This window comes from Albidovulum marisflavi (assembly GCF_025751435.1).
Classification (GTDB): domain Bacteria; phylum Pseudomonadota; class Alphaproteobacteria; order Rhodobacterales; family Rhodobacteraceae; genus Albidovulum; species Albidovulum marisflavi.
The window spans coordinates 744,126-770,201 of the sequence record NZ_JAOWKY010000001.1; the positions used below are offsets into that span (position 1 = coordinate 744,126).

Annotated in this window: 20 protein-coding genes; 13 read left to right on the forward strand and 7 right to left on the reverse strand. The window is 64.8% G+C overall.

Annotated elements, in window-relative coordinates; translation table 11 throughout:
• Nucleotides 1-2: 2 nt before the first annotated feature.
• Together OEW28_RS03575 and OEW28_RS03580 are read left to right on the forward strand one after the other, a co-directional pair.
• Nucleotides 3-773 carry an inositol monophosphatase family protein gene (locus OEW28_RS03575; protein WP_263733340.1) on the forward strand — a complete coding sequence of 257 codons (771 nt, stop codon included), beginning with the start codon at nucleotides 3-5 and terminating at the stop codon, nucleotides 771-773.
• A 43-nt stretch (nucleotides 774-816) separates the two neighbouring features.
• Complete coding sequence (locus OEW28_RS03580) at nucleotides 817-3,225, forward strand: FAD-dependent oxidoreductase (RefSeq protein ID WP_263733341.1); 2,409 nt, start codon at nucleotides 817-819, stop codon at nucleotides 3,223-3,225.
• Here OEW28_RS03580 and OEW28_RS03585 read toward each other — a convergent pair.
• The 5 genes from OEW28_RS03585 to OEW28_RS03605 all read right to left on the reverse strand — a co-directional run bounded on the left by OEW28_RS03585 (nucleotide 3,192) and on the right by OEW28_RS03605 (nucleotide 8,322).
• The gene (locus OEW28_RS03585) at nucleotides 3,192-4,397 is read right to left on the reverse strand and encodes an aminotransferase class V-fold PLP-dependent enzyme (protein WP_263733343.1); all 1,206 of its coding nucleotides are present in this window, start codon (nucleotides 4,395-4,397) and stop codon (nucleotides 3,192-3,194) included. The two genes, OEW28_RS03580 and OEW28_RS03585, sit on opposite strands and share 34 nt — an antisense overlap.
• Before the next feature lie 55 nt (nucleotides 4,398-4,452).
• Nucleotides 4,453-5,478, reverse strand: a complete 1,026-nt coding sequence (tdh, locus tag OEW28_RS03590) for an L-threonine 3-dehydrogenase (RefSeq protein ID WP_263734366.1) — start codon at nucleotides 5,476-5,478, stop codon at nucleotides 4,453-4,455.
• Nucleotides 5,479-5,489: 11 nt separating this feature from the next.
• Nucleotides 5,490-6,680 carry a glycine C-acetyltransferase gene (locus tag OEW28_RS03595; protein ID WP_263733344.1) on the reverse strand — a complete coding sequence of 397 codons (1,191 nt, stop codon included), beginning with the start codon at nucleotides 6,678-6,680 and terminating at the stop codon, nucleotides 5,490-5,492.
• 132 nt (nucleotides 6,681-6,812) lie between these two features.
• On the reverse strand, nucleotides 6,813-7,373 hold the full coding sequence (locus tag OEW28_RS03600) for a helix-turn-helix domain-containing protein (protein ID WP_263733345.1): 561 nt from the start codon (nucleotides 7,371-7,373) through the stop codon (nucleotides 6,813-6,815).
• 31 nt (nucleotides 7,374-7,404) lie between these two features.
• Nucleotides 7,405-8,322 (reverse strand): LysR family transcriptional regulator, encoded by a 918-nt coding sequence (locus OEW28_RS03605; RefSeq protein WP_263733346.1) that lies wholly within the window; start codon nucleotides 8,320-8,322, stop codon nucleotides 7,405-7,407.
• A 95-nt stretch (nucleotides 8,323-8,417) separates the two neighbouring features.
• Here OEW28_RS03605 and OEW28_RS03610 point away from each other — a divergent pair, with 95 nt between their 5' ends.
• The 7 genes from OEW28_RS03610 (at nucleotide 8,418) to OEW28_RS03640 (ending at nucleotide 18,287) form a co-directional block, all read left to right on the forward strand.
• On the forward strand, nucleotides 8,418-9,626 hold the full coding sequence (locus OEW28_RS03610; RefSeq protein ID WP_263733347.1) for a pyridoxal phosphate-dependent aminotransferase: 1,209 nt from the start codon (nucleotides 8,418-8,420) through the stop codon (nucleotides 9,624-9,626).
• A gap of 10 nt (nucleotides 9,627-9,636) precedes the next feature.
• Entirely contained in the window at nucleotides 9,637-10,845 is a 1,209-nt protein-coding gene (locus OEW28_RS03615; protein WP_263733348.1) for an acyl-CoA dehydrogenase, read from the forward strand.
• Nucleotides 10,846-10,951: 106 nt separating this feature from the next.
• Complete coding sequence (locus tag OEW28_RS03620) at nucleotides 10,952-13,141, forward strand: dehydrogenase E1 component subunit alpha/beta (protein WP_263733349.1); 2,190 nt, start codon at nucleotides 10,952-10,954, stop codon at nucleotides 13,139-13,141.
• Nucleotides 13,138-14,181 carry an ACP S-malonyltransferase gene (locus tag OEW28_RS03625; RefSeq protein WP_263733350.1) on the forward strand — a complete coding sequence of 348 codons (1,044 nt, stop codon included), beginning with the start codon at nucleotides 13,138-13,140 and terminating at the stop codon, nucleotides 14,179-14,181. The genes OEW28_RS03620 and OEW28_RS03625 overlap by 4 nt, the downstream gene beginning before the upstream one ends.
• Nucleotides 14,178-15,677: an L-piperidine-6-carboxylate dehydrogenase gene (gene amaB, locus OEW28_RS03630; protein WP_263733351.1), complete on the forward strand. Its 1,500-nt coding sequence runs from the start codon at nucleotides 14,178-14,180 to the stop codon at nucleotides 15,675-15,677. Before OEW28_RS03625 ends, amaB begins: the two co-directional genes overlap by 4 nt.
• A 322-nt stretch (nucleotides 15,678-15,999) precedes the next feature.
• Nucleotides 16,000-16,941: a carbon-nitrogen hydrolase family protein gene (locus OEW28_RS03635; RefSeq protein ID WP_263733352.1), complete on the forward strand. Its 942-nt coding sequence runs from the start codon at nucleotides 16,000-16,002 to the stop codon at nucleotides 16,939-16,941.
• Nucleotides 16,942-17,204: 263 nt separating this feature from the next.
• The gene (locus OEW28_RS03640; protein ID WP_263733353.1) at nucleotides 17,205-18,287 is read left to right on the forward strand and encodes a saccharopine dehydrogenase C-terminal domain-containing protein; all 1,083 of its coding nucleotides are present in this window, start codon (nucleotides 17,205-17,207) and stop codon (nucleotides 18,285-18,287) included.
• Nucleotides 18,288-18,359: 72 nt separating this feature from the next.
• Here the strand turns inward: OEW28_RS03640 and OEW28_RS03645 are convergent, their stop codons facing one another.
• Entirely contained in the window at nucleotides 18,360-19,391 is a 1,032-nt protein-coding gene (locus OEW28_RS03645) for a trans-3-hydroxy-L-proline dehydratase (RefSeq protein ID WP_263733354.1), read from the reverse strand.
• A 78-nt stretch (nucleotides 19,392-19,469) separates the two neighbouring features.
• Nucleotides 19,470-20,141: a TetR family transcriptional regulator gene (locus OEW28_RS03650; RefSeq protein ID WP_263733355.1), complete on the reverse strand. Its 672-nt coding sequence runs from the start codon at nucleotides 20,139-20,141 to the stop codon at nucleotides 19,470-19,472.
• A gap of 209 nt (nucleotides 20,142-20,350) precedes the next feature.
• Here OEW28_RS03650 and OEW28_RS03655 point away from each other — a divergent pair, with 209 nt between their 5' ends.
• The 4 genes from OEW28_RS03655 to OEW28_RS03670 are packed head-to-tail and all read left to right on the forward strand — an operon-like array spanning nucleotide 20,351 to nucleotide 26,070.
• Nucleotides 20,351-21,703: an aspartate aminotransferase family protein gene (locus OEW28_RS03655; protein ID WP_263733356.1), complete on the forward strand. Its 1,353-nt coding sequence runs from the start codon at nucleotides 20,351-20,353 to the stop codon at nucleotides 21,701-21,703.
• Nucleotides 21,700-23,316 carry a phytoene desaturase family protein gene (locus OEW28_RS03660; RefSeq protein ID WP_263733357.1) on the forward strand — a complete coding sequence of 539 codons (1,617 nt, stop codon included), beginning with the start codon at nucleotides 21,700-21,702 and terminating at the stop codon, nucleotides 23,314-23,316. Before OEW28_RS03655 ends, OEW28_RS03660 begins: the two co-directional genes overlap by 4 nt.
• Nucleotides 23,297-24,859, forward strand: a complete 1,563-nt coding sequence (locus OEW28_RS03665) for a phytoene desaturase family protein (RefSeq protein ID WP_263733358.1) — start codon at nucleotides 23,297-23,299, stop codon at nucleotides 24,857-24,859. The genes OEW28_RS03660 and OEW28_RS03665 overlap by 20 nt, the downstream gene beginning before the upstream one ends.
• The gene (locus tag OEW28_RS03670) at nucleotides 24,856-26,070 is read left to right on the forward strand and encodes an aminomethyltransferase family protein (RefSeq protein ID WP_263733359.1); all 1,215 of its coding nucleotides are present in this window, start codon (nucleotides 24,856-24,858) and stop codon (nucleotides 26,068-26,070) included. The genes OEW28_RS03665 and OEW28_RS03670 overlap by 4 nt, the downstream gene beginning before the upstream one ends.
• Nucleotides 26,071-26,076 lie beyond the last annotated feature (6 nt).

The following is a 26,076-nucleotide window of genomic DNA, read 5'->3' on the forward strand; positions in this document are numbered from 1 at the left end:
CCATGGTTGCCCGCGCGACACTGGAAGATGCCATCGCGATCGCCAGGGCGGCCCGGCCCGTGGCGCTGTCCCATTTCCGTACCCGCCTCGGGGTCGAGTTCAAGGCGGATGAAAGCCCGGTGACCGTCGCAGACCGGGCTGTCGAGGCAGAGGTGCGCACGATCATCGCCGAAAGATTTCCCGGCCACGGCATCTTCGGGGAAGAGCATGGAATCGAGGGCGCGGAACGCGATGACCTGTGGATCGTCGATCCGATCGACGGAACGCGCAGCTTCATCACGGGCCATCCGCTGTTCGGCTTCCTTCTGGCAAAGCTGCACCGGGGCAAGCCGCAGCTTGCCGTTGTTTCCATCCCGCCGACAGGCGAGGTCTTTGCCGCAGAAAAGGGGCAGGGCGCCTTCCTGAACGGCGCGCCCATTCGCACCTCGGGCCGCACGGATGCCGAGGGAGCGTCGGTCTACATCAACGAGGGCGAAAAGATCTGGCGCGCGAATCGCGGCGTCTTTGCCCGCATCATGGAGTTTGGAAAGACGCGGCGGCTGTCCTATGACTGCTATCCCTACGGTCTTCTGGCGATGGGTCACGCCGATGTCGTCATCGATTTCGACCTTCAGCCCTACGACTATCACCCCGTCGCCCTGCTGGTGGAAGAAGCCGGGGGCGTGATGACGGATTGGGAAGGACGCCCCCTGGGCATGGGCCAGAATGTTCCGGTCGTCGCAGCGGCGTCGGCAGAACTTCATGCAAGGGCGCTCTCCGTCATCCGGGGATGACGGGCGGCACGACTTACACAAGGGTATCGACCGGGGAAGCGTCATGCAGCAAGTCGCGCGGGTGGTGGTGATCGGGGGCGGGATCGTCGGCTGCGCGGTGTTGTATCATCTTGCCAGGGCGGGCTGGCGGGACCTCGTGCTTCTGGAACGGCAGGAGCTTACATCGGGATCAAGCTGGCACGCGGCGGGAAGCCTGTTCACGCTGACCCAGCCGAACCTGGCCGCCCAGATGCAGCTCTATTCCTTCCGCAGCTACAGGGACATCGAGCGTGAAAGCGGCCAGCCCGTCGGGTTTCACCTGACGGGCGGGATCAGCATCTGCCGCAGCGAAGACGAGGTCCTGGCCCACACAAGGCTGCAATCCGCCTGCCGCAGGCTTGGCATCGAAAGCCATTTCCTGCCGCCCGAAGAAGCCGCGTCGCGTTGCCCGATCCTTGACGCCCGCCGCATGACCGCCGCGCTTTGGGAAGAGGAGGGCGGCCACGTCGATCCGGCCTCTGCGACACAGGCCTTTGCCGCCGCCGCCCGAAAGCTGGGCGCGGTCATAGAACGGCAGACGCCCGTGACCGCAACCCGGCCGCGCGCGGACGGATCCTGGGACGTCGAAACCCCGCACGGCACGATTCATGCGGAACATGTCGTCAATGCCGCCGGGCTTTGGGCGCGGGAGGTGGGCCGGCTTGCGGGGGTCGAACTGCCGCTGATGCCGGTCGAGCATCACTACCTCGTGACCGAGACCATCCCCGAAATCGCCGCCCTTGGCTTCGAGTTACCGCAGATCAACGACAACGAGATCGGCTGCTATGCCCGGCAGGAGGGCAGGGGCCTGTTGTTCGGCGCCTACGAGGGACGCTGCACCCCTTGGTCGCGCGAGGGCACGCCCGCCGATTTCGGGCATGAGCTTCTGCCCGACGACCTGTCGCGCATGGACTGGAACTTCGAACAAGCGGTCGGGATGATGCCGTGCCTGGCCACGGCGGGCGTCAAGCGCGCGATCAACGGGCCGATGATGTTTTCCCCCGACCTTGCCCCGCTTCTTGGTCCGCATCCCGCGCTTCGCAACTATTTTTGCGCCAACGGCGTGATGACCGGCTTCAACCAGGGACCCGGCGTCGGCAAGATCCTGGCAGACTGGATCACCGAGGGCGATCCCGGTGTCGACGCCTTGTCCTGGGATGTCGCCCGCTTCGGAGACTGGGCTCCGGGCGCCTTCACCGAGGCGCGGGTGCGCTACTTCTACGAACACAGGTGCGAGCGCGGGTATCCCTTACAGGAAGTCGACGCGGGGCGCCCGGTCCGGCCGATGCCCATCCAAGACCGGCTTCACGAGGCCGGTGCGGTGTTCGGTTTCTCGTTCGGGAACGAACATGCGAACTGGTTCGCGCCACGTCCGGGGCAGCGTGATACCCTGACCTACCGCCAGCCGAACTGGTGGCAGCCCGTCGCGGACGAGGGGCGACGTATTCGCGAGGCGGCGGGGTTGATGGAGTACACGGCCCTGTCGAAATTCGAGGTCCGGGGGTCGGGCGCCGCCGCCTGGCTGGACCGGATCCTTGCGGGCCGACTGCCGGCAATCGGTCGCCTGACCCTGAACCCGATGCTGACCGAAGGGGGGCGCATCGCGGGCGATCTATCCGCCGCGCGGCTTGGACCCGACCGGTTCGTGCTGCTTGGATCGGACGCGATGCAACTTGCCTTCCTGCGCCGGTTCAGGCGCGACCTGCCGGCGACCGGCGTCGAAATCGTCAACCGCTCGGTCGATCTGGCGGGCCTGCACCTGTGCGGGCCTCTGTCGCGCGATGTGCTAACCGAGGTGACCGAGGGCGACCTGGACAGCGCGCGTTTTCCATTCCTGTCCGCAGCAGAAATGACCGTCGCGGGGGTGCCGGATGTGATCGTGCTGCGCGTGTCCTTCACGGGGGAACGCGGGTATGAGCTTTACATGCCACGCGACCGGCAGGCGCGGGTCTTCGATGCCTTGTTGGCCGCGGGGCGCGGGCGCGGATTGGCGCTGGTCGGCAGCCGCAGCCTGATGATGACGCGGCTGGAAAAGTCCTTCCCCGCCTGGGGGCTGGAGCTTTCGGCCGACTATACGCCCCAAGAAGCGGGACTGATGCGCCATGTCGCCGTGGACAAGGGCGACTTCGTCGGCCGCGCGGCACTAAGTGCGGGGCCGGTCCTGCGCGAGCGCATCGCCACATTCACCGTCGATGCGGGCGCAGATGCCGTCTGGGGCGGAGAGGCGATCTTTCTTGAGGGTGAGCCGGTGGGATATGTCACCTCGGGCGGTTGGGGTCCGGCGGTCGGGCAGCACATCGCCATGGGTTATGTCTTGCCTGACGCCTGGCACCACGACGCCCCCTACACGGTCGAGGTGCTGGGGCGCCACCGCGCGGCCGCCCTGCAACCCCGCCCGCTTTACGATCCCGAAGGCAAACGAATGCGCGCGTGACGCCGTGGCGGGAAGCGGCGGGCAAGTACCCGTGCAAGCCGGTCCACCTCTTCCGGCGTGTTGTAGCCTTGCACGGACAGACGAACGAAGCATTTGTCCCGCCAACGGATGACCGGAACCTCGATCCCATCCTCGGCCAGAAGCGCATCGTGCAGTCGAAGCGGGTCACAGGGCGGGATGGGAATTGCGACCATCTGCGTCAGAAACTCATCGGCGCCCGGCAGCACCTGTCCGTACGACCCGGCGATCATGCGGGCCGTTGCCAAGGCGAGCGACCTGCAGTCGTCGCCGATCTTCGGCCAATTCTGGTCTTGCCGGAATGCGAGGGCCGCCGTGACCGAGAGCCAGGCCGAGGCGTCCCGCGTTCCCCGGAACTGGAAAGCGTCCAGGAAGGCGTCGTCGCCCAGAGGACCGGGATCCCCCGGCGCCAGATCGGGCGCCCAGCCGTGGCTGATGACGCCGGGTGCAAGCCACCGTTTCGCCTCATCCCGGACATGCAGGAACCCCGCGCCCTTGGGCGCCATCAGCCACTTGTGACAATTGCCGGCATAGAAATCCGCGCCAAGCGCATCCAGTGCCAGGGGGATCAGACCCGGACCATGCGCGCCGTCGATGACGGTGATGATCCCGCGTGCGCGCGCTTCGGCGACGACGCGGGCGATGGGCAGGGCAAGCGCGGTCGGTGAGGTGACGTGGCTCAGGAACAGGACGCGTGTCCGGTCGCTGACGCCGTCCAGGATGGCCGTGGTGAGCTCTGCCTCGGAGCACAGGGGCAAGGACACGGTGACGCGGCGCAGCGCTGCGCCCGTACGCCGGCAGACGAAGTCCCAGGTCTTGTCCAACGCCGCGTATTCGTGATCGGAGGTCAGGATCTCGTCCCCCGGACCCAAGGGAAGGGATCGTGCGACAAGGTTCAGCGCCTCGGTGGCGTTCGTCGACCAGAACAGGTCCTGCGCGCGCGCGCCCAGTTCCCCTGCGAGCGCATTGCGCACATCCTCGAAGCGTTCACGCAGATGTCGCGGGTCCATGAACGCCACAGGCTGACGTTCCAGCGCGTCCTGCCAGGCGCGCTGTGCCGCGATCACCGGCCGCGGACAGGCGCCATAGGAGCCATGATTCAGGAATGTGACCGATGGATCGAGCGTAAACAGATGCTTCAGGCCGCGCGCCACCGATCACCCCCGTTTTCGCGAAAGCCTATCACCGGCGCGCGGCAAGGGAAGCCCGCTAGCCCCAATCCAGCACAACCTTGCCGCTTTTGCCCGAGCGCATCACCTCAAAACCGTCGCGGAAGTCTTCGACCCTGAAACGGTGCGTGATCACCCGCCGAACGTCGAGCCCGTTTTCCAGCATCGCGATCATCTTGTACCAGGTTTCGAAGATCTCTCGTCCGTAGACGCCCTTGATGGTGATCGCCTTGAAGACGATGCGCGACCAGTCCACCGGCGACTTGCCCGGAGGAATGCCAAGCATCGCGATGCGCCCGCCCATGACCAGGTTTTCGACCATCTGGTCCAGTGCGACCTGGTTGCCCGACATCTCCATCCCGACGTCGAAGCCCTCCTTCATCTTCAGAACGCCCTCGACCTCGCGCAGGTCCTGTTTCGCGACGTTGACCGGGACGACGTCGGTGACCTGGGCTGCCAGGTCCAGCCGGTCCTGGTTCACGTCGGTGATGACGACGTGCCGGGCCCCGACATGGCGGGCAACCGCGGCCGCCATGATGCCGATCGGGCCCGCACCGGTGATCAACACATCCTCCCCCACCAGGTCGAAGGACAGCGCGGTATGGACCGCGTTGCCCAGAGGATCGAGGATGGCGCCGATCTCATCGTCGATCTCGTCGGGCAGGGGCACGACATTGAAGGCGGGGAGCCGAAGATATTCCGCGAAGGCACCCTGTTCGTTGACGCCGATGCCGCGCGTGGCGGGGTCAAGGTGGAACTTGCCCGCGCGGCTCTGGCGCGACTGCTTGCCGATCAGGTGGCCTTCGCCCGAACAGCGCTGGCCGATGGTCAAACCTTCGACGTTGCGGCCGATCTCGACGATCTCGCCCGCGAACTCGTGCCCGGTGACAAGGCCCACCGGCACGGTCTTCGCCGCCCAGTCGTCCCAGTTCCAGATGTGGATGTCGGTCCCGCAGATCCCGGTCTTGCGGATCCGGATCAGCACGTCGTCCGGCCCGATCTCGGGCACGGGGCGGTGCTCCATCCAGAGCCCGATCTCGGGTTTCGACTTCGCCAGTGCCTTCATGTCGTTTCTCATCAGATCGCCCCCACAGCCTTGCCCGCGCCACGGAAGGCGTCGAGCGCGATATCCAGATCGTTCCTCGTCAACTTCGCGTTCATCTGCGTCCGGATCCGCGCCTGCCCCTTGGGCACCACCGGGAAGAAGAAGCCCGAGACATAGACGCCGCGTTCGTAAAGCGCCGATGCCATCCCCTGCGCCAGCTTGGCATCCCCCAGCATGACCGGGATGATCGGATGTTCGCCCGGCAGAAGGGTGAAGCCCGCGTCGGTCAGTCCCGCGCGCCAGTAACGGGCGTTGTCGAACAGCGCAGCGCGCAGGTCATCCGCGGCCTCGACAAGGTCGATCGCCGCGATTCCGGCGGCGACCACGGCGGGTGGCAGCGCGTTCGAGAACAGATAGGGCCGCGCACGTTGGCGCAAGAGGTCGATGACGGGCTGGGGACCGGCGATGTAACCGCCAAGCGCCCCGCCAAGGGCCTTGCCAAGCGTGCCGGTCAGGATGTCGACAGCAACACCCGCGTGGGCCGGCGTGCCCTGCCCCTTTGGGCCCATGAAGCCCGTCGCGTGGCAGTCGTCGACCATGGTGAGCGCGCCGTATTTCTCTGCCAACGCCACGATCTCGGGCAGCTTGGCCAGATAGCCGTCCATAGAGAAGACGCCGTCCGTCGCGATCATGACGAAGCGCGCGCCATCCGCACGCGCGGCCTGCAGCTGCGCCTCAAGATCCGCCATGTCGGAATTCGCGTAACGGTAGCGCCGCGCCTTGCAAAGCCGAATGCCATCGATGATCGACGCGTGGTTCAGCGCGTCTGAGATGATCGCGTCCTCGGGACCCAGAAGCGGCTCGAACAGCCCACCGTTTGCGTCGAAACAGGCCGCGAACAGGATCGCGTCGTCCTTGCCCAGGAAGCGGGCGATGCGTGCCTCAAGATCCCGATGCAGGTCCTGCGTGCCGCAGATGAAGCGGACCGAGGCCATGCCGTAGCCATGATCGTCCATCGCCGTCCTCGCGGCGGCGATCAGCGCCGGGTGATCGGCCAGCCCCAGATAGTTGTTGGCGCAAAGGTTCAGCATGTCGCGCCCGGCAACCGTCACATGCGCGCCTTGCGCCGAGGTGATCAGCCGTTCCCGCTTCATCAGCCCGTCGGCCTCGATCGTTTCAAGGGTGCCCTTGATGTGGTCCAGAAACCCGCGCGTGTCCGACATGACAGACTCCATTCCTATATGGCGGAAACATATCCGCGATTACGGAAAAGTCAACATAGCGGATATTGATCCAAAATCACGGAATATCCGCATCCTTGTTCCTGGCTCCCGGTGCCCTTTCAGTTAGCGCGCTCAGGAATTCTGAACGATCAGAATCGCCCGCGACGCAGCACCTTCGGCCGCGATGCGGTGGGGGCGGTCGGCGAAGTAGCGGGCCGTGTCACCTATTTGCAGCAGCTGGCTGTCTTCACCGGAAACGACCCCCAATGTCCCTTCCAGAACAGTCAGGCTTTCCCGGCATCCAGGCCCGTGCGGGTCGCTGTCAAGGATGCCGCCCGCGTCGAAACTCAGGTCATAGACCTCGGTCTCGCCCACGGCTTCGGCGGGCGACAGGATGCGGATGCGCACACCCTTGCCGCGCCCGGCGATGACCGGCGCGGCCTCGGCCCGAATGACCTCGATCCCCGGCGCGGTTCGTCCTTCAAGCAGCCCCGCGAAATCGACCTGCAGCGCCTGTGTCAGATTCCAAAGCGTCGCGACGGTCGGACTTGATTCGCCGCGTTCGATCTGGCTGACCATCGAGCGGCTGACGCCCGACAGCTTCGCGACGGCATCAAGGCTGAGCCCCTTGGCGCGGCGCGCCTGCTTGAGCGAGGCGGCAAGGCGGTCGTGGATGTCGGGGCGCGTGTTCATGCCTCGAAGGTGGTGCGATGCGCGCGAAAGGTCAACGGGGCAGCATGTCTTCGCCGTCTGGATCGGCTGCTTCCGACAACAGCCAATCGCGAAAGGCCTGCAAGGGCGGGTACCATTCGCCCACGCGCGGCCAGACAAGATAATAGCTGCCTTCGCCGGCGACCGGCGCGCCCCAGGCCGCGACCAGCCGGCCGTCCGCCAGTTCGGCCTTGGCCAGGAATTCGGGCAGAAGGGCGACCCCAAGTCCGTGGATCGTTGCCTGAATCATTGGGGCGAACTGATCGAACAGCATGCCCTGAGCGGGCGTCCCGTCCACGCCATGCTGGCGGAACCAGCTTGCCCAGGCGTTCGGTCGCGTCTCAAGCTGCAAGAGCGGCATTCGCGTCAGTTCGGTGGCGTCGCCTGCCGGATTGGCCGCCAGGAATTCGGGCGAACAGGTCGCGACCAGCCGTTCGTCGAACAGCTTGATCGCGCCCGCGCCCGGCCAGCTGTCGGCGCCGAAGTGAATCGCCGCGTCGAATCCTTCCTCCTCGAAGTCGAAGGGACGCAGTCGCGTGCCGAGGTTGATCGTTATGCCGGGATGCGCGGACAGAAAGCGCGGCAGTCTGGGCGCCAGCCAGCGCGTGCCGAAGGTGGGCAGTATCGCCAGCGCCAGCGTGCCCCCCCCCGTTCCCGCCCGCAGGCGCATGGACCCGCGTGAGATCAGGTCCAGCGCCTTGCCGACGTCGCGCGCGTAGGCCAGCGCCCGGTCCGTCGGGCGCAGCCTGCGCCCTTCGCGCAGGAACAGCTGCACACCCAGTTGCGCCTCGAGGTTCTGGATAAGCCGGCTGACGGCGCCCTGCGTCAGGTCAAGATCGCGCGCCGCGGCAAGCGTCGATCCGGTGCGGCACACCGCCTCGAACGCGGTCAGCAGGCTGATCGAGGGAATAAGCCGGCGGGGAATCGCCATGTATGCGCTCCATGCATATTATGCAGCAGCAATATCAGTATTCAGCCGGGCAATAAAGGCGCATAAAGCATAGACGTGACAAACGGAGCCGGTTCATGTCGCTTGACCCCTTTCGCCGCGCCGCCCGGATTTCCGAGGTGGAGCTGTCGGAGATCATCCAGATTTCCGAGGCTGCGGCAGCCCTGAAGCGCGAAGGTCGTGACGTGATCTCCCTGGGGACTGGGGAGCCTGATTTCCCGACGCCGCAGCATGTTGTCGCCGCCGCGCATGAGGCCGCGATGCGGGGGGAGACAACCTATACGCCCACCGCCGGCACGCCCGTCCTGCGCGCGGCGATCGCCGCGGCTTGCGAACGCGAAAACGGCTACCGCCCCGAACAGGCCCAGGTCATCGTTTCCGCCGGGGCGAAACAGGTCATCTTCAACGCCTTCTTCGCCACGCTCGACGCCGGGGACGAGGTGATCCTGGCCGCGCCCTACTGGACCAGCTACCCGGACATGATCAGCGTCTGCGGCGGCACGCCGGTCATCGTGGCTGCCGGGGCGGAGGCGGGGTTCAAGCTGACGCCCGCCGCGCTTGCCGGGGCGATCACGGAGCGGACCCGATGGGTGCTGCTGAATTCGCCCGGAAACCCCTCGGGCGCGGTCTATTCGCCCGCCGAGCTTTCGGCGCTGGCCGGGGTGCTGCGCGATGCGCCGCACGTCGGCATCCTCGTGGACGAAATCTACCAGCACATCTGCTACGTTCCTTTCGCTTCGTTCCGCACGGTCGCGCCGGACCTTGCGGAACGCACGCTGATCGTGAACGGGGTTTCCAAGTCCTATGCGATGACCGGTTGGCGCATCGGCTGGGGCATCGGGCCGCGGCGCCTGATCGACGCCATGGCGGCGGTTCAGGGGCAGGTGACCTCTGGCGCGTCCTCGGTCAGTCAGGCTGCGGCGCTTGCGGCTATCTCGGGCGACCAGCAGTTGCTTGCGGAACGCAACGACGACTTCCGCGACCGCCGCGACATCGTGCAGGCTGCACTGAACGCGACCGGCCTGATCCGCTGCGGGTCAGCCGACGGCGCATTCTACCTGTTTCCCGACTGCACGGCGACCTTCGGCAAGACGGCGCCGGACGGAACGCGGATCGAACGGGACGCCGATTTCACCGCCGCGCTTCTGCGGGCCGAGGGCGTGGCCCTTGTGCCGGGACGCGCCTTCGGGCTTCCCGGCCATTTTCGCCTGTCCTACGCCTATTCGCGCACTTCCCTGACCGAAGCCTGCGCCCGCATCGCCCGCTTCTGCCAATCGCTTGCCTGAGGAGACCGCCATGGCCCTGAAACCCAAAGACGCCCCCGACCTGTCCCGCTTTGACTGGGAGGATGCCTTCCGGATGGATGACCAGTTGTCGGAGGATGAGCGCATGATGCGCGACAGCGCCCGCGCCTACGCGCAGGAAAAGCTGATGCCGCGCGTCACCGCCGCCTTCCGCGAGGAACATACCGACCCCGCGATCTTCCGCGAAATGGGCGAAATGGGGCTTCTGGGCGTGACGGTGCCCGAGGAATACGGCGGACTGGGCGCATCCTACGTCACCTATGGCCTTGTCGCGCGCGAGGTGGAGCGGGTCGACAGCGGCTACCGCTCGATGATGTCGGTGCAGTCCTCGCTGGTGATGTACCCGATCTATGCCTACGGCTCAGAGGAGCAGCGGCAGAAATATCTGCCCAGGCTTGCCTCGGGTGAATTCATCGGCTGTTTCGGCCTGACGGAACCGGATGCAGGGTCGGACCCGGCGGGTATGAAGACGCGTGCGACGAAGACCGCGAACGGCTACGTCCTGAACGGATCCAAGATGTGGATCTCGAACGCGCCGATCGCCGATGTCTTCGTTGTCTGGGCGAAATCCGACGCGCATGGCGGCAAGATCCGGGGCTTTGTTCTGGACAAGGGCACAAAGGGGCTTTCCGCGCCGAAGATCGGCGGCAAGTTGTCCTTGCGCGCCTCGATCACCGGCGAGATCGTGATGGACAACGTCGAGGTGGGCGAGGATGCGCTTCTGCCCAATGTCGAAGGGCTGAAGGGCCCCTTTGGCTGCCTGAACCGCGCCCGCTACGGGATCAGCTGGGGTGTGATGGGCGCGGCCGAGGCCTGCTTCCACGCCGCGCGCCAGTACGGGCTGGATCGCAAACAGTTCAACCGCCCGATCGCGCAGACGCAGTTGTTCCAGCTGAAGCTTGCCAACATGCTGACCGATATCAGCCTGGGGCTTCAGGGATCGCTGCGCGTCGGCCGGTTGATGGACGAGGCCAAGGCCGCGCCCGAGATGATCTCGATCATCAAGCGCAACAACTGCGGCAAGGCGCTGGACATCGCCCGCTGGGCCCGCGACATGCACGGCGGCAACGGCATCCAGGAGGACTTCCACGTGATCCGTCACATGGTGAACCTGGAAACGGTGAACACCTATGAAGGAACGCATGACGTTCATGCCCTGATCCTGGGCCGTGCCGTCACCGGGCTTCAGGCGTTCTTCTAGTTTCTTCTTTTCGAAAATATCCCCGCCGGAGGCTTCCAGCGGATCGACCGGGAGCCTCCGGCGGGGATACTTGGAAAAAGAAGAAGGGATAAGTGAGAGACTGGCGATGGATCGGGCCGAAATCGTTCACGAAAATTTCCTCCGCCGGGTTGCGGCGCACGACCTGCCCGCCGGCGCAGCCCCCACCGGGCCGCTTGCACAGGCGGATGCCGTGGCGGCCTTCCGCGCGGGATGCCTGACGCGGGCGCTGGATCGGCAGAGCCGGGCGATGCAGAAGGCAGGCCAGGGATTCTATACCATCGGTTCTTCGGGGCACGAAGGATTGGCGGCGGTGGCGCTTGCGCTTCGCCCCACCGATATGGCCTTCCTGCACTACCGCGACGCGGCCTTCCAGATCGCGCGCGCCGGGCAGGTGCCGGGGCAGTCGATCGCCTGGGACATGCTGCTGAGCTTCGCGGCTTCGTCCGAGGATCCGATCTCTGGCGGTCGGCACAAGGTTCTTGGGTCGAAGCGTCTCAACATTCCGCCGCAGACATCCACCATCGCATCGCATCTGCCCAAGGCAGTGGGCGCGGCCTATGCCATCGGCGCGGCGCGCCGTCATCGGCCCGAGCATCGGGAACTGCCGGATGATGCGATCGTCTATTGTTCGTTCGGCGATGCCTCGGCCAACCATTCGACAGCACAGGGGGCCTTCAACACTGCGCAGTGGACGTCCTATCAGTCGATTCCTCTGCCGCTGCTTTTCGTTTGCGAGGACAACGGCATCGGCATCTCGACCAAGACGCCGAAGGGCTGGATCGCGGCGACGTTCCGGAACCGAGCGGGGCTGAAGTATTTCCATTGCGATGGCCTGGACATCTACGACACCTACCGCGTCGCGCAGGAGGCGGCCGCCTACGTGCGCACGCGCCGCAAGCCCGCCTTTCTGCATATGGGGACGATCCGGCTTTACGGTCACGCCGGCGCGGACGTGCCGACAACCTACCTGTCCCGTGAAGAGGTCGAGTCGGAAGAGGCGAACGATCCGCTTCTGCACTCGGTCCGGCTTCTTGAGCAGGCGGGGGCATTGGCGCCCGATGCGGCGCTCCGGATCTACGAGGAAACCTGCGACCGGGTTGCGCGCGTCGCCGCCGACGCGGTGAAGCGGCCAAGGCTGAAGACGGCTTCGGATGTCATGGCCTCGCTCATTCCGCCGAAGCGCGCCTGCCGACCCACGAACGGCCCTTCAGCCGAAGCGCGGGCGGCGGCCTTCGGCGGCGACGCGAAGGCGATGGAGGAGCCGCAGATCATGTCGCGGCTGATCAACTGGGCGCTGACCGACCTGATGCTCGAACACCCCGAAATCGTCATGATGGGCGAGGATGTGGGCCGCAAGGGTGGCGTTTACGGCGTCACGCAAAAACTGATCCACAGGTTCGGGCCGGACCGGATGATCGACACGCTGCTGGACGAACAGTCGATCCTGGGCCTGGCCATCGGCATGGCGCAGAACGGCTTCATCCCGATGCCGGAAATCCAGTTCCTGGCCTACCTGCACAATGCCGAGGACCAGATCCGGGGCGAGGCCGCGACGCTCAGCTTCTTTTCCAACGGGCAATACACGAACCCGATGGTGCTGAGGATAGCGGGGCTGGGGTATCAGAAGGGGTTCGGCGGCCATTTCCACAACGACAACTCGGTCGCGGTCATCCGCGACATTCCGGGCGTGATCCTTGCCTGCCCATCGAACGGGGCGGACGCGGCAAAGATGCTGCGCGAATGCGTGCGCCTGGCGCGGGAAGAACAAAGGGTCGTCGTGTTCCTTGAGCCGATCGCGCTATACCCGATGCGCGACCTGCACGGGGAAAAGGACGGCGGCTGGATGTGCCGCTACCCCGATCCATCCGAGACGATCGCATTGGGCGAGGTCGGCGTGCACGGGGACGGGCAGGATGTCGCCATTGTAACGTTCGGCAACGGCACCTACCTGTCCCGTCAGGCGGCAAGGCGCCTGGCCGAGACGGGGGTGAATGCGCGGGTGGTGGACATCCGCTGGTTGTCGCCGCTGCCGGGCGACGCGTTGGTCGAGGCGGTCAGTGGGGCGGGGCGCATCCTGATCGTGGACGAAACCCGCCGGTCGGGGGGGCTTGCCGAGGCTTTGATGGCGCTGTTTGCCGAACGCACGGATGTGCCGACGGCACGCCTGACCGCCGAGGACAGTTTCATCGCGACGGGACCTGCCTATGCCGCGACGATGCCATCGGCGGACGGCATCCATGATGCGGCGATGGCCTTGATCGGAGGGGCGAAATGAAGACTGCCGTCGTCGTATGCCCCGGTCGCGGAACTTATACCAAGACCGAGCTTGGCTATCTGGGCAGGCACTTCCGCGACCGCGCGCTGCTGAACGCGTTCGACGGGCTGCGAGCATCGCTGGGGCAGGAAACGCTGGGCGCGCTGGACGGGGCTTCGAGCTATTCGGTATCGAAGCATACCCGTGGCGACAATGCCTCTGCGCTGATCTACGCCGCTACGCTGGGCGATTTTCGCGCCATTGACGGCGAACAGGTCAAGGTTGTCGCCGTCACGGGGAACTCCATGGGCTGGTATTCCGCCCTTGCCTGCGGCGGGGCCTTGACTGCCGAGGCGGGATTCGAGGTCGTCAACACCATGGGCACGCTGATGCAGCAGGCGCTGATCGGCGGGCAGTTGATCTACCCCTTCGTGGATGAGGACTGGCGTCCGAATCCTGCGCGCAAGGCCGACCTTCTGGCGCTTGTCGGCAGGATCGGAGCCACGGCGGGTCATGTGCTGACCCTGTCGATCGACCTGGGCGGGATGCTGGTGCTTGCAGGGAACGAAGAGGGGCTGAACGCGTTCGAGGCCGCCGTTCCCGTGGTGCAAGGGCGCTTCCCGATGCGGCTGGCAAACCATGCCGCCTTCCATTCGACCCTGCAGGCGCCGGTGGCAGAGCGCGGCCGCGCTCTGCTGTCGCCGTCGCTTTTCGGCCAGCCGGCTCTGCCGATGATCGACGGGCGTGGCGCGATCTGGTGGCCCGGTGCCACGGACACCCACGCGCTTTGGGACTACACACTTGGACACCAGGTGACCGAAACCTACGATTTTACCCATGCCATGCGCATCGCCGCGCGCGAATTCGCGCCGGACCTGTTCATCGTCACCGGCCCCGGCACGACGCTGGGCGGGGCGGTGGCCCAGTCTCTGATCCTGTCGGATTGGCGGGGCATGGGGTCGAAGACCGATTTCCAGACACGGCAACAGACAGGGCCAGTGCTGGTCTCCATGGGCATGGAGGATCAGCGGGCGGCTGTCACGAAGGGAGACCAAAGATGAACCACGAAGACATCCTGAAGGCCGCGGGCCTGACCGGGGGCGAACTGTCGGGCGGCACGCTCGCCGTCCATTCGCCCATCGACGGGGCCGAGATTGCGCGCATCCGCGAAACCGATCCGTCGGACATGCCCGCCATCATCGCGAAAGCGCAAGACGCCTTCAAGGCGTGGCGCCAGATGCCAGCGCCCCGCCGGGGCGAACTCGTGCGCCTTCTGGGCGAGGAACTGCGCGCGGCCAAGGCTGAACTTGGCGCGGTGGTGACGCTTGAGGCGGGCAAGATCACCTCGGAGGGACTTGGCGAGGTGCAGGAGATGATCGACATCTGCGACTTCGCCGTGGGCCTCAGCCGCCAGATCTACGGGCTGACCATTGCGTCCGAACGTCCGGGCCACCGGATGATGGAAACCTGGCACCCGATGGGCCCCTGCGCCGTGATCACCGCGTTCAACTTCCCGGTCGCGGTCTGGTCGTGGAACACCGCGCTGGCATTGGTTTGCGGCGACCCGGTGATCTGGAAGCCGTCGGAAAAGACGCCGCTGACCGCCATGGCCTCGATGAAGATCATGGAGCGCGCGCTCAAGCGTTTCGGCGACGCGCCAGAGGGGCTGGTGCAGCTGGTGATCGGCGGTCCCGCCATCGGCGAGGCGCTGGTCAACTCGAAGGACGTGCCGATCGTATCGGCGACCGGCTCGACCCGGATGGGCTCCATCGTCGGGCCGAAGGTGGCGGGCCGGTTCGGCAAGCCGATCCTGGAGCTTGGCGGCAACAACGCAATGATCGTCGCACCCTCGGCGGATATCGACATGGCGGTGCGCGCGATCGTCTTTTCGGCGGTCGGAACCGCGGGACAGCGCTGCACCACGCTGCGTCGCCTGATCGCCCACAACTCGATCAAGGATGACCTCGTCGCGAAGCTGACCAAGGCCTACGCGTCGCTTCCTGTTGGTGACCCGCGCAAGTCGACGACGCTCGTCGGCCCGCTGATCGACCACGCATCGCGCGACCGCATGCAGGCGGCGCTGGAGAAGGCCAAGGCAGAGGGCGGCACAGTTCACGGCGGCAAGGTCGTGGCCGAAGGCGTGCCGCAGGGGGGCGCCTATGTCGAACCGGCCATCGCCGAGATGCCGAAGCAGACCGACACCGTTCGGACCGAGACCTTCGCGCCGATCCTTTACGTCATGGGCTATGACACGCTGGAGGAGGCGATCGCGATCCAGAACGACGTGCCGCAGGGGCTGTCATCCTGCATCTTCACGCTGAACATGCGCGAGGCCGAGGCGTTCCTGTCGGCCGCAGGCTCCGACTGCGGCATTGCCAACGTCAATATCGGCCCCTCGGGCGCCGAGATCGGCGGCGCCTTCGGCGGCGAGAAGGAGACGGGCGGCGGCCGCGAAAGCGGCTCGGACGCCTGGAAGGGCTACATGCGGCGGCAGACCAACACGATCAACTATTCCGCGCAACTGCCGCTGGCGCAGGGGGTGAAGTTCGACTTTTGAGGTTATCCCGGACCTGATCCGGGACCTCTGCCGAAACACGAGGCCCCGGACCAAGTCCGGGGCTTCGTCGTATGATGAGAGTGACAACTCGTTGACGCAATACCATTGCCAAATTGTCAACGTCCGCTTTGCGGACAAAGCTGCCTTTGGCTGGTTCCATTTTTTCCCAACTTCGTCGGCCATTGTGGAAGAAACGATTCCTGATCACGACTCCCAACTGAACCGGCTTCACATCGGGCAAGCTGCTCAAGCGATCCAAACTTCCCGGCGGGTGGCCAAAATGCTACTGTCGGACATGGTTAACAAGCCGCAGGACAGTTAGATGACCAAGATAGCTGCAGTTCAGTATCCACCGGTCTATTACGACCTTGCCAAAGGCATCGAGCGTGCCGTTGAAATAATTGAAGAGGCCGCATCGGACGGAATTGAATGCCTTGTATTTTCCGAGGCTTGGCTGACTGGCTATCCCATTCTCGTCTGGAATTACCTGCCGACAAACGGCTTTGGTATTTTGAGCGATATTTATCGAAGGATGTTTGAAAACTCCGTTGATCTTTCCAGAAACGACCTGAAACCAGTTTGTGACGCAGCCAAGGAGCATGGGATCGTTGTCGTTATGGCTGTCAACGAACGCGAAAGCGAGATGAGCGCCAGTACACTTTACAACACTATGGTGATTATAGACGCCACCGGAAAAATACTGAATGTCCATAGAAAGGTAATGCCTACAGGTCCGGAACGCATGGTCTGGGGGTTTGGCGATGCTACCGGTATCAATGTTGTTGATACGGCAGTTGGACGTGTAGGAGGCTTGCTCTGCTGGGAAAACTACATGCCGCTTGCTCGGGCTGCCGTGTATGCACAAAATGTCGAAATATACTGTGCGCCAACTGCCGCTGAGGGTGGTGTCTGGCATTCGGCAATGCGCCATATCGGTCGAGAGGGGTCATGCTTTGTCGTGAGCGTGGCGCCAACGGTTGAAGTCTCAGACTTACCCAAAGACCTTCCATCCTATGCTGAGTACGCAGGAGATGATGATTGGGTGGCGACTGGCAACGGAATTATCTGCGATCCTATGGGGGATATAATTGCGGGTCCAATGCCAAAGGAGAAAGGCTTATTGACGGCAGATATTGATGTTGGGCGGGTCCGAGAGGCGAGACGTGCGTTTGATGTGATGGGGCACTATTCAAGGCCGGATATTTTCCAACTCTCGGTCAACAGAAGCAAGATGCCGCCAGTCAAGTTTGAGAGCCGCGACTGAACTTGGACCAACGCGAAGAGAGTCCGAGGTTTTCCTCGGAATATTTGGCGAAGAAGGTCCAATTTGGGCTCGAACCAGACTACTGACCCAAGGTTCCAACCCTATATTCGCCCCCACCGGCAGAATGATCGACCGGGCCGTCACTTTGTTTCGTTCGGGCGGCGAAACCGCCGGAATGATTGGCGAAATCGCCCGGCGCGCAGGTCAATCTGGGCGCAGCCGGGGTTTGCCCGGAGATCCCGCAAGAAGAAAGGAATTCAGCAATGTCGTTCACCAGGGTCGCGGTCTTGGGTCTGGGCAAGGTCGGTCACCTCGCGGCCGAACTCCTTTCCGGGGCAGGCTTTGCAGTCACCGGCATCGATGCGCGTGAGGTCTCGGGCTGCCCGTTCCCGGTCAAGACTGCCGACCTTTCCGATCAGGACGCACTCCGGGCCATCCTGAAGGATCAGGAGGCCGTGCTGTCCTGCCTGCCCTATCACCTCAATATCGGCGTCTCGACCGTTGCCCACGGCCTTGGCCTGCACTACTTCGACCTGACCGAGGACGTGCCCACCACCCAGCACATCCGCGAACTCGCCACGACCGCGAAGGGCATCATGGCCCCGCAGTGTGGGCTGGCCCCGGGTTTCGTGGGCATCGTCGGCGCCCATCTTGCGGAACAGTTCGAAAAGGTCCGCTCGATCCGGTTGCGCGTGGGCGCGCTGCCGCAGAACCCGACGGGGCTTCTGGGCTATGCCTTCAACTGGTCGCCCGAAGGCGTCGTCAACGAATACCTCAACGACTGCGAGGTGATCGAGGAGGGCGTGCACAAGAGCGTTTCGGCGATGGAGTGGATCGAGACGATCTACATCGACGGGGTGCACCTTGAGGCCTTCACCACATCCGGCGGGCTGGGCACCATGTGCGAGACCTATGCAGGGCGGGTGGAAAACATCGACTACAAGACCATGCGCTATCCCGGTCACGTGCAGCTCATGAACTTCTTCTTCCACGAGCTTCTGATGCGGGAAAACCGGGAGATGGCCGGGAAGATCCTGACGCACGCGAAGCCGCCGGTAGACGAGGATGTGGTCTATGTCCACGTCGCGGCCGAAGGCTGGGTCGAGGGGCAGTTGAAGCGCAGGGAATTCGTGCGCGCCTATTACCCGCTGGAAATCGGCGGCAGGCGGCGCACGGCGATCGCGTGGACGACCTCGGCCTCGGTCGTGGCGGTGATCGAGATGGTTCGCGGCGGCGCGCTGCCTGCCAAGGGCTTCCTCAAGCAGGAAGAGATCCCGCTCACGCCCTACCTCGCGACGCGGACGGGCAACTACTACAACATCGGCCATAAGGGTCGGAACGGCTGATCGGACGCCGCGTGCCTTGGCGCGGCCACGTCGATTAATCGACCGGTGCCCATCGCGGGTTGAAGCGGGCCGTTACCCGCGCGCGCCCCAGGTGTCCGAAAGCCGGTAGCCCTTGGGCCAGGGATCGGAGGGGTCGAGCATGTGCTGGTGCGTTCCCGTGATCCAGGCGCGGCCGGAAATTTCAGGCACGATCGCAGGACGATCGGCGACGTCGGCAAGACCCGCGATGCGGCCAGTGAACTGCGAACCGATGATCGAGCGCGACGTCAGCGTCTGCCCCTCCCGCATGCGGCCCTGCGCATGCAGCAGCGCCATGCGCGCCGAAACGGCCGTCCCGGTGGGGGAGCGGTCGATCTTGCCCGGCCTGATGGCGACGGCGGAACTGGTGCCATAGCCGTTCTCGGTCTCTTCCAGCGGACCAGCGAAAAGGCAAAACGAAATGTGGTCCCAGTCGGGCTGCTCCGGATGGGAAAAGCCAAGCTGTTCGTTGGCGGCGGCGGTTATTCGGACGCCAAGGCACGCGATGTCATGGGCTTCCTCTTCCCGGATCGAAAAGCCAAGGCTGGCTGCGTCGACGATCACGAAGCTGTCGCCGCCATAGGCTGTATCGACGGTCAGGGTGCCATGCCCCGGGACCTCGATCGTGGCGCCCATCCTGTCCGCGAAGGAAGGCAGGTTGCGAACGGTGATCCGCTCTGCCTTGCCATCACGGCATTCGGCGCGGACGCGGACCAACCCTCCCGGCGCCTCCAGCGTGAGTTCGGTGACGGGCTCGGTCATCGGAAGGATGCCGGCGTCAAGAAGCACCGTCGACACGCAGATCGAGTTCGACCCAGACATGGGGGGCGTATCTTCCGGTTCCATGATGATGAAGCCCATCTGCGCCTCGGGGTGCTTGGGCGGCACCAGCAGATTGACGTGCCGGAACACACCGCCGCGGGGTTCGTTCAGCATGAACTGGCGCAGGTTTTCGTCGCGCGCGATGAAGCGGCGCTGTTCCCATAGCGTTTCACCCGGCGGCGGCGCCACCCCACCAACGATCACGTCGCCGACCTCGCCCTCGGCGTGGCAGCTGATGGTGTGGATGACCTTTGACGTACGCATGAGAACCTCGGGCAACTGGGCGCCGCGGGGCGCGGCAGTGCGTCCCGCGGGCGAAGGTCCGTCAAGCGTTGGCGGGGGTCAAGCGCCCTCGGCGGGTTTTGGGCCATCGAGCGTGAAATGATGGGGGAAGAAGGCGGCCGCACAGGCGTAGACCGTCGTCAGTGCCTCGGCCCGGCTGTAGGGCGTGTTCATTGTCATCATGTCGAGCCACACGCCTTCCAGCGTCACCCGCAGCACGCGGGCCGCCAGCGTGGGGTTGTAGCCGTAGCGCCCTTCCGAGGCGAGCCTTTCGCAAATGCCCAGCATGGCGCGGAAATATTCTGCGTCATTCGACCCGCAGTGTTCCTGGTAAAGCGGCCGGCATTGCGCTTCGCCCCAGTAGGCGCACCATGCGGCCAAGCGGGCGGAGGTGCAGATCTCGGGGTTGAAATCGGCCCGGATCAGGGCATCCAATTGCTGCGCGGGGGTATCCGGGGCCGCGGCAAGGGCTGCGACCCAATTGGCCCGGTATTCCTCGGACAGGAAGACGAGCGTTTCGGTCAGAAGCTTTTCCTTCGTCTCGAAGTGGAAGTTGACCAGCCCATGAGAAAGACCCGCGCGATTGGCGACATCCGTCAGCGTCGTGCGGGCATAGCCGCGCTCGGCGATCGTCTCGATGGTCGCCTCGATCAACTGCTGCCTGCGGGCGGCGCGGCTGAGCTTGCGAGGCTGGGCGCTGTCTCCCTTGGACTTGGCTGCAACTTCGTTCATCAGGGGGTCCCTTCGCCAGACTCGTTGCCTGAGGCGCAATACATAGTGTCTATTCGTCGGCCCGCAACCAAAGATGTCCCATTTTGAATGATCAGTCAATATTCTGATTGACAGCCCAGTCAAAATGGACCTAGCCTGACCCTGAACTCTGATAAGCGCCCGCAGGCCATCTGGCCGGCACACTCAAAGCGGTGGCAGGGAGGGAAACCATGACAGGGCCAAAGAAACGCGATCTTACGAAGTCCAACGCGCAGTTCCGCAAGGCGGTAAAGCGCCTGCCACTGGGCGTGTCCTCGACATTTCGGTATTGGGGTGACGACCGTACGATCTATGTCGATCACGGCAAGGGCGGCCGGACCTGGGACATCGACGGGAATTGCTATGTCGATTACCGCCTGGGCTACGGACCGGCGATCCTTGGTTACGCCGACGACCGTGTCGACGCCGCCGCCCGCAGGGGGATGGAGGTCGGCGGAGTCTTCGCGCTCTCGACAGAACGCGAGCTGACGGTTGCGGACCGCATCGCCAAGATGGTTCCCGCAGCCGAACTTGTCCGGTTTTCGAATTCCGGCACGGAGGCTGTGATGGCGGCACTTCGCCTTGCGCGCGCCCACACCGGCCGCGACAGCTATCTGCTGGTCGAGGGTGGATACCACGGCCTGTTCGACGCCGCGATGTGGATGGCCAACATGGAGGACTGGGACACCCAGTCCGACCGTGACCCCGAGGTCGTGTCCTATGGCAAGGGGATCCCTCGCACGTTGAAGGAACTGGCCCACCTGGTGCCGATGAACGATTACCAGCGGCTTGAGGACACGTTCCGAAAGTACGGCAACACCCTTGCGGCGATGCTGATCGAACCGATTCAGGGCAATTGCTGCGCGATCTCTGCCGACGTGGAGTATGTCAGGCTGGCACGCAAACTGTGCGACGACTACGGCGTGCTGCTGATCATCGACGAGGTGAAGACAGGATTTCGTGTCGGCAAGGGCGGGATCCAGGGCATCATGGGCGTGCGGCCCGACATATGCACCTTTGCCAAGGCGGTCGCCAACGGCTACCCGATCGCCGTCGTCGCGGGCCGGGAAGAGGTCATGCGGACATTCCGCTACGGGGGCGCGTCGCATGGCGGCACCTACACCGCGCATTCGGTCAGCCTTGCCGCCGCCGAGGAATGCCTGCGCATCCTTGACGAAACCCCGGCGCTCGAAACGATCGCGGACTATGGCGAGCGGTTGAAGGCCGGGATTTCCGGCATCCTGAATGCGCGCAAGATCGTCCATTCCTACACCGGTCATCCCTCGATGTTCGGGCTCTTCTTTGCGGAAAGCCCACCGAACAACTACCGTGACTGGAAGAAGTCGGATTACTCCTTCTACGACCAGATGGCTTACCACCTGCATGATCTGGGCGTGATCTGCGAACCGGATTCGCGCGAGCCCTGGTTCATGTGCGAGGCGCATGGCCGGGATGAAACCTGTCTGTCCGACACCTTGAAGGCGGTCGAGACTGCGGTGGACCTGACGCTTGAACATTTCGAAACGGAAGCGAAGCGCGCATGACCTACGACGCTGTCATCGTCGGCGCCGGTCACAACGGGCTGGTCGCCGCCTGCTACCTGGCGCGGGCCGGGCTGAAGGTCATCGTCGTCGAAAAGAACGACTGGATCGGCGGCGCCGCGGTCAGCCGAGAACTATATCCGGGCTTCACCTATTCAAATTGTTCTTATGTGTCCTCGCTGTTCCGGCCCGAGATCATGCGCGACCTCGAACTGCCGAAACACGGGCTGCAGATCCTTCCTTACGAGGGCGGCGCGCTATTCACAGAAGGCGGCGGGTATCTGGGCATGTTCCGCAACCACGACGCCAACCGGCGCGAGATCGAGCGGCACAGCCCGCGCGACGCGGAAGCCTACGACCGCTATGCCCGCGACGTGCTGCGCCACTGCCGGTTCATTCGGCCGATGCTGCTGCGCACTGCGGCTGACCCCGCGAGCTTCCGTCCGCGCGACATCGCGGAACTGGCCTGGATGGGCAAGCAGATGTTCGGACTGTCGGAAATGGCGATGTACGACATGATCCGCTTCTGGACGATGTCGATTGCGGATTTCCTGGACGAATACTTCGAAAACCCGGCGGTCAAGGCCTATCAGGCGGTCGCCTCGATCATCGGGACCGCACTGGGCCCGATGTCGCCCGGTACAGCCTATGTGCTGCTTCATCACGCGATGGGCGACGTGGACGGCAACGTCGGCGCCTGGGGCTTTGCGCGCGGCGGCATGGGGTCCATCACGCGGGCGCTGGCGGCCTCGCTCGGGGCGGCAGGCGGCGAGATCCGGTCCGGTTCGGGGGTCGTTCGTATACTGGTGCGCAACGGCCGCGCGACCGGAGTGGTGCTGGAAAACGGGGATGAGATCGTGGGCCGGCGCGTCGTGTCCAACATGGATGTGAAGCGCACGTTCCTGAGGCATGTGGACGAGACGGATTTGCCGGGCGCCTTCCTGAAGCGGGTGCGGAACTTCAAGATCCGGGGGTCGTCGGGCAAGCTGAACATCGCGCTGGACCGCGCGCCGCGGTTCACGGCCTTGCCGGACGGCTCGCCCTGCATGAAAGGCGATCTGCACTTCACCGATTCCATCGAGAAGATGGAGCGTGCCTATGACGACTGGAAGGCGGGGCACTACAGCCGCGACCCGTTCCAGGACATGATGATCCCCACGATGATCGATCCGACGATGGCCCCGCCGGGCAAGCACTTCATGTCGTGCTTCATCCAGTACGCGCCGCCCAGGATCGAAGGCAACGACTGGTCCGACGCAGATCGCGACGGCTTCGCCCAGACGGTTCTCAACCAGATCGAGACCTATGCGCCGGGGTTCAAGGACAGCGTCCTGCATGTCGAGGTCCGAACCCCCCGCGAACTAGAACGCGAGGTCGGCCTGACCGAGGGCAACATATTCCAGGGCGAGCTGACCTTTGACCAGCTGCTCTTCAATCGACCGGTGCCTGGCTACGCACAGTATCGCAGCCCGATCCGGGACCTGTGGATCTGCGGTTCCTCCACCCATCCGGGCGGTGGCGTCATGGGGGCGCCGGGCCGCAACGCGGCGGCAGAGATCCTGCGCGACATCAAGACACCGAAGAAGGACATGAGCGATGCCTATGCCGTCCTTTGATGCGATCGTGATCGGCGGCGGCACCAACGGCCTGGCCTGCGCCGCGCGGCTAAGAAAGTCGGGCCGCAACGTGCTGGTCCTGGATGCCCGCGTCACCCCGGGCGGGGCGGCCGTGGCGCAGGATTTCGCGCCCGGCTACCGCGCGCCTTCTCTGGCCCATATCGTCAACATGATCGATCCGCGCGTCGAACGCGAAATGGATCTCGGCCGGCATGGCCTGGCCTATGCGAACCTCGACCTCGCATCCACGGCCGTCAGTCGGGATGGCGATCACCTGGTCCTGCACGGTGCGGCCGCAGAACGTGTCGCGGGTCTTGGCGCGTCCGAACAACAGGCTTGGGCCGACTTGCGCGCCCAGTTGCTGACATTCGCAGACGTCCTTGCGCCCTTCAAGTCGATGACCCCGCCGCGGATCGCGGCCGGCGTCGGCAACGAATACATGAAGCTTGGCAAGCTGGGTTTCGGCATTCGCCGCATGGGCAAGGACAGCTTCCGCGAGTTTCTGCGGATGCTGCTGATCAATGTTCACGACGTGCTGAATGACGACCTGAGCGACCCGCGGCTCAAGGGCATCCTGGCGCACGACGCGGTGCTGGGGACCTGGCTTGGGCCGAGGTCGCCCAATTCGCTCATCCACCTGCTGAACCGCTTTTCGGGGCAGGTGGCGGGGCGGCGCTCCGCCATCGCCCTGCCAAAGGGGGGTATGGGCAGTCTGGCGGCGGCGATGGCGACCTCTGCGGGCGCGATCGGCGTGACCATCCGCACCGGCGCGATGGTCGGCGGGATCGTGATCGAGGGCGACCGCGCCGTCGGCGTGACCCTTGCGGATGGCGAAGAGATCCGCGCCGGAACCGTGGTGTCCGCGATCGGGCCCAAGCCAACCTTCCTGAACCTTGTCGGGGCGCAGCATCTGGATACCGGTTTCGTCAACCGCGTGCGTCACATGAAGTCGCGCGGTGGCGCTGCCAAGCTGCACCTGGCCCTCAAGGCCGCGCCTGATTTCCGCGGCGCCGACCTGACTTCCCGGCTTGTGCTGGCTCCGTCCGAGACCGCTGTCGAGCTGAGCTTCAACGCGGTGAAGTATTCGGAGGTGCCGGAAAACCCGGTCATGGAGGTGATCCTGCCCTCGGCCCATGAAGAGGGCCACGCGCCCTCGGGCCGCCATGTCCTGTCGGCCATCGTTCAGTTTGCACCCCATGCGCCGAAGGACGGGCCTGACGCGGCGCGGGCCAGGATGCTGGAACGCACGCTGGCGGTTCTGGAAGATCACGCGACGGGGATCCGGGGGCTGGTCGAACATGCGGAACTGCTTATGCCCTACGACATAGAGGCGCGCTACGGAATGGCAGGCGGAAACTGGCATCACGGCGAGCTGAGCGTTGAGCAGATGCTGTTCCTGCGCCCGTTTCCCGGCATGGCGCAGTACGCGACCCCGATCCCGGGCCTATGGCTGGCCGGTGCAGGCTGCCACCCCGGCGGCGGCATATCCGGTGCGGCGGGCTGGAATGCGGCAGAGCGTATCGTGAAGGAGGTCCGCGCATGAAGGCCGAAAAGACGATGCAACCCGATCCCCGCCTGCACTACCTGACACCGCTCAGGCAGACTCCTTTCCATGCTCGGACAGCTGCGGCGAACCGGCTGAACAGCTGGGGTCCGTGGGGCGGTTACACGACGGTTCTCGAATACGAGGACCTGGCGATGGAACACTCGGCGATCCGCAATGCCGCCACGGTCTACGACCTGTGCCCGATGGTGAAGTACCGGATCACCGGTCCGGGGGCCGCGGACTATCTGAACCGCTTGACGGTCCGCAACGCCGCCCGTCTGCCGGTGGGGGCAGTGCATTACACGATCTGGTGCGATGACGCGGGCAAGATCCTGGACGACGGAACGCTCTTCCGCCTGGGGCAGGACGACTATCGGCTCTGCTGCCAGGAACGGCACTTGCCCTGGCTTCTGGACAGCGCGATCGGCTTCGACGTGCGCGTGGTCGAGGAAACCGAGGACGTCGCGGCGCTGTCCCTGCAAGGCCCATGTTCCTACGCCGTGCTGAAGGCGGCCGGGTTCGAGGTCGCCGAGCTGAAGCCCTTCCGCATGGTGGATTTCGTGCTTGACGGGGGTGGGCTGACGGTCTCTCGCACCGGGTTCACCGGCGATCTTGGCTATGAGCTCTGGACCACGCCCGACCGTGCGCTGGTCCTTTGGGACCTGCTCTTCGAGGCCGGCGCGCCCTGGGGCATCCGGCCCATCGGGACACAGGCGCTGGACCTGGCCCGGACCGAGGCCGGATTCATCATCACGAACCTCGACTTCATCCCGGCCCACCAGGCGGTGCGCGAAGATCGGGTGCGTTCGCCCTTCGAGCTGGCGCTGGACTGGATGATCGACTGGGACAAGGGTCATTTCAACGGCCGCCGCGCGTTGCTGGCGGAACGGGCCGAGGGATCGCCCTGGGCCTTCGTCGGCCTGGACATAGAAGGCAACGTGTCTGCCGAACACGCGATCATCTACCACGACAAGAAGCACGAGGTCGGGCAAATCACCGCCGCCTGCTGGTCCCCGACCGTCAAGCGCAACATCGCGCTGGCCCATGTCAGGCGGCCCTATCACTCTGCCAAGTCCGCCAACCTGTGGGTCGAGGTCTATGCGATGCGGGAACTGCAATACGTCAAGCTGATGCTGAAGGCGCGGGTCTGCGATCGGCCGTTCTTCAACCCGCCCCGTCGGCGCGCGACGCCGCCCGGCCTGTTCTGAGGGAGG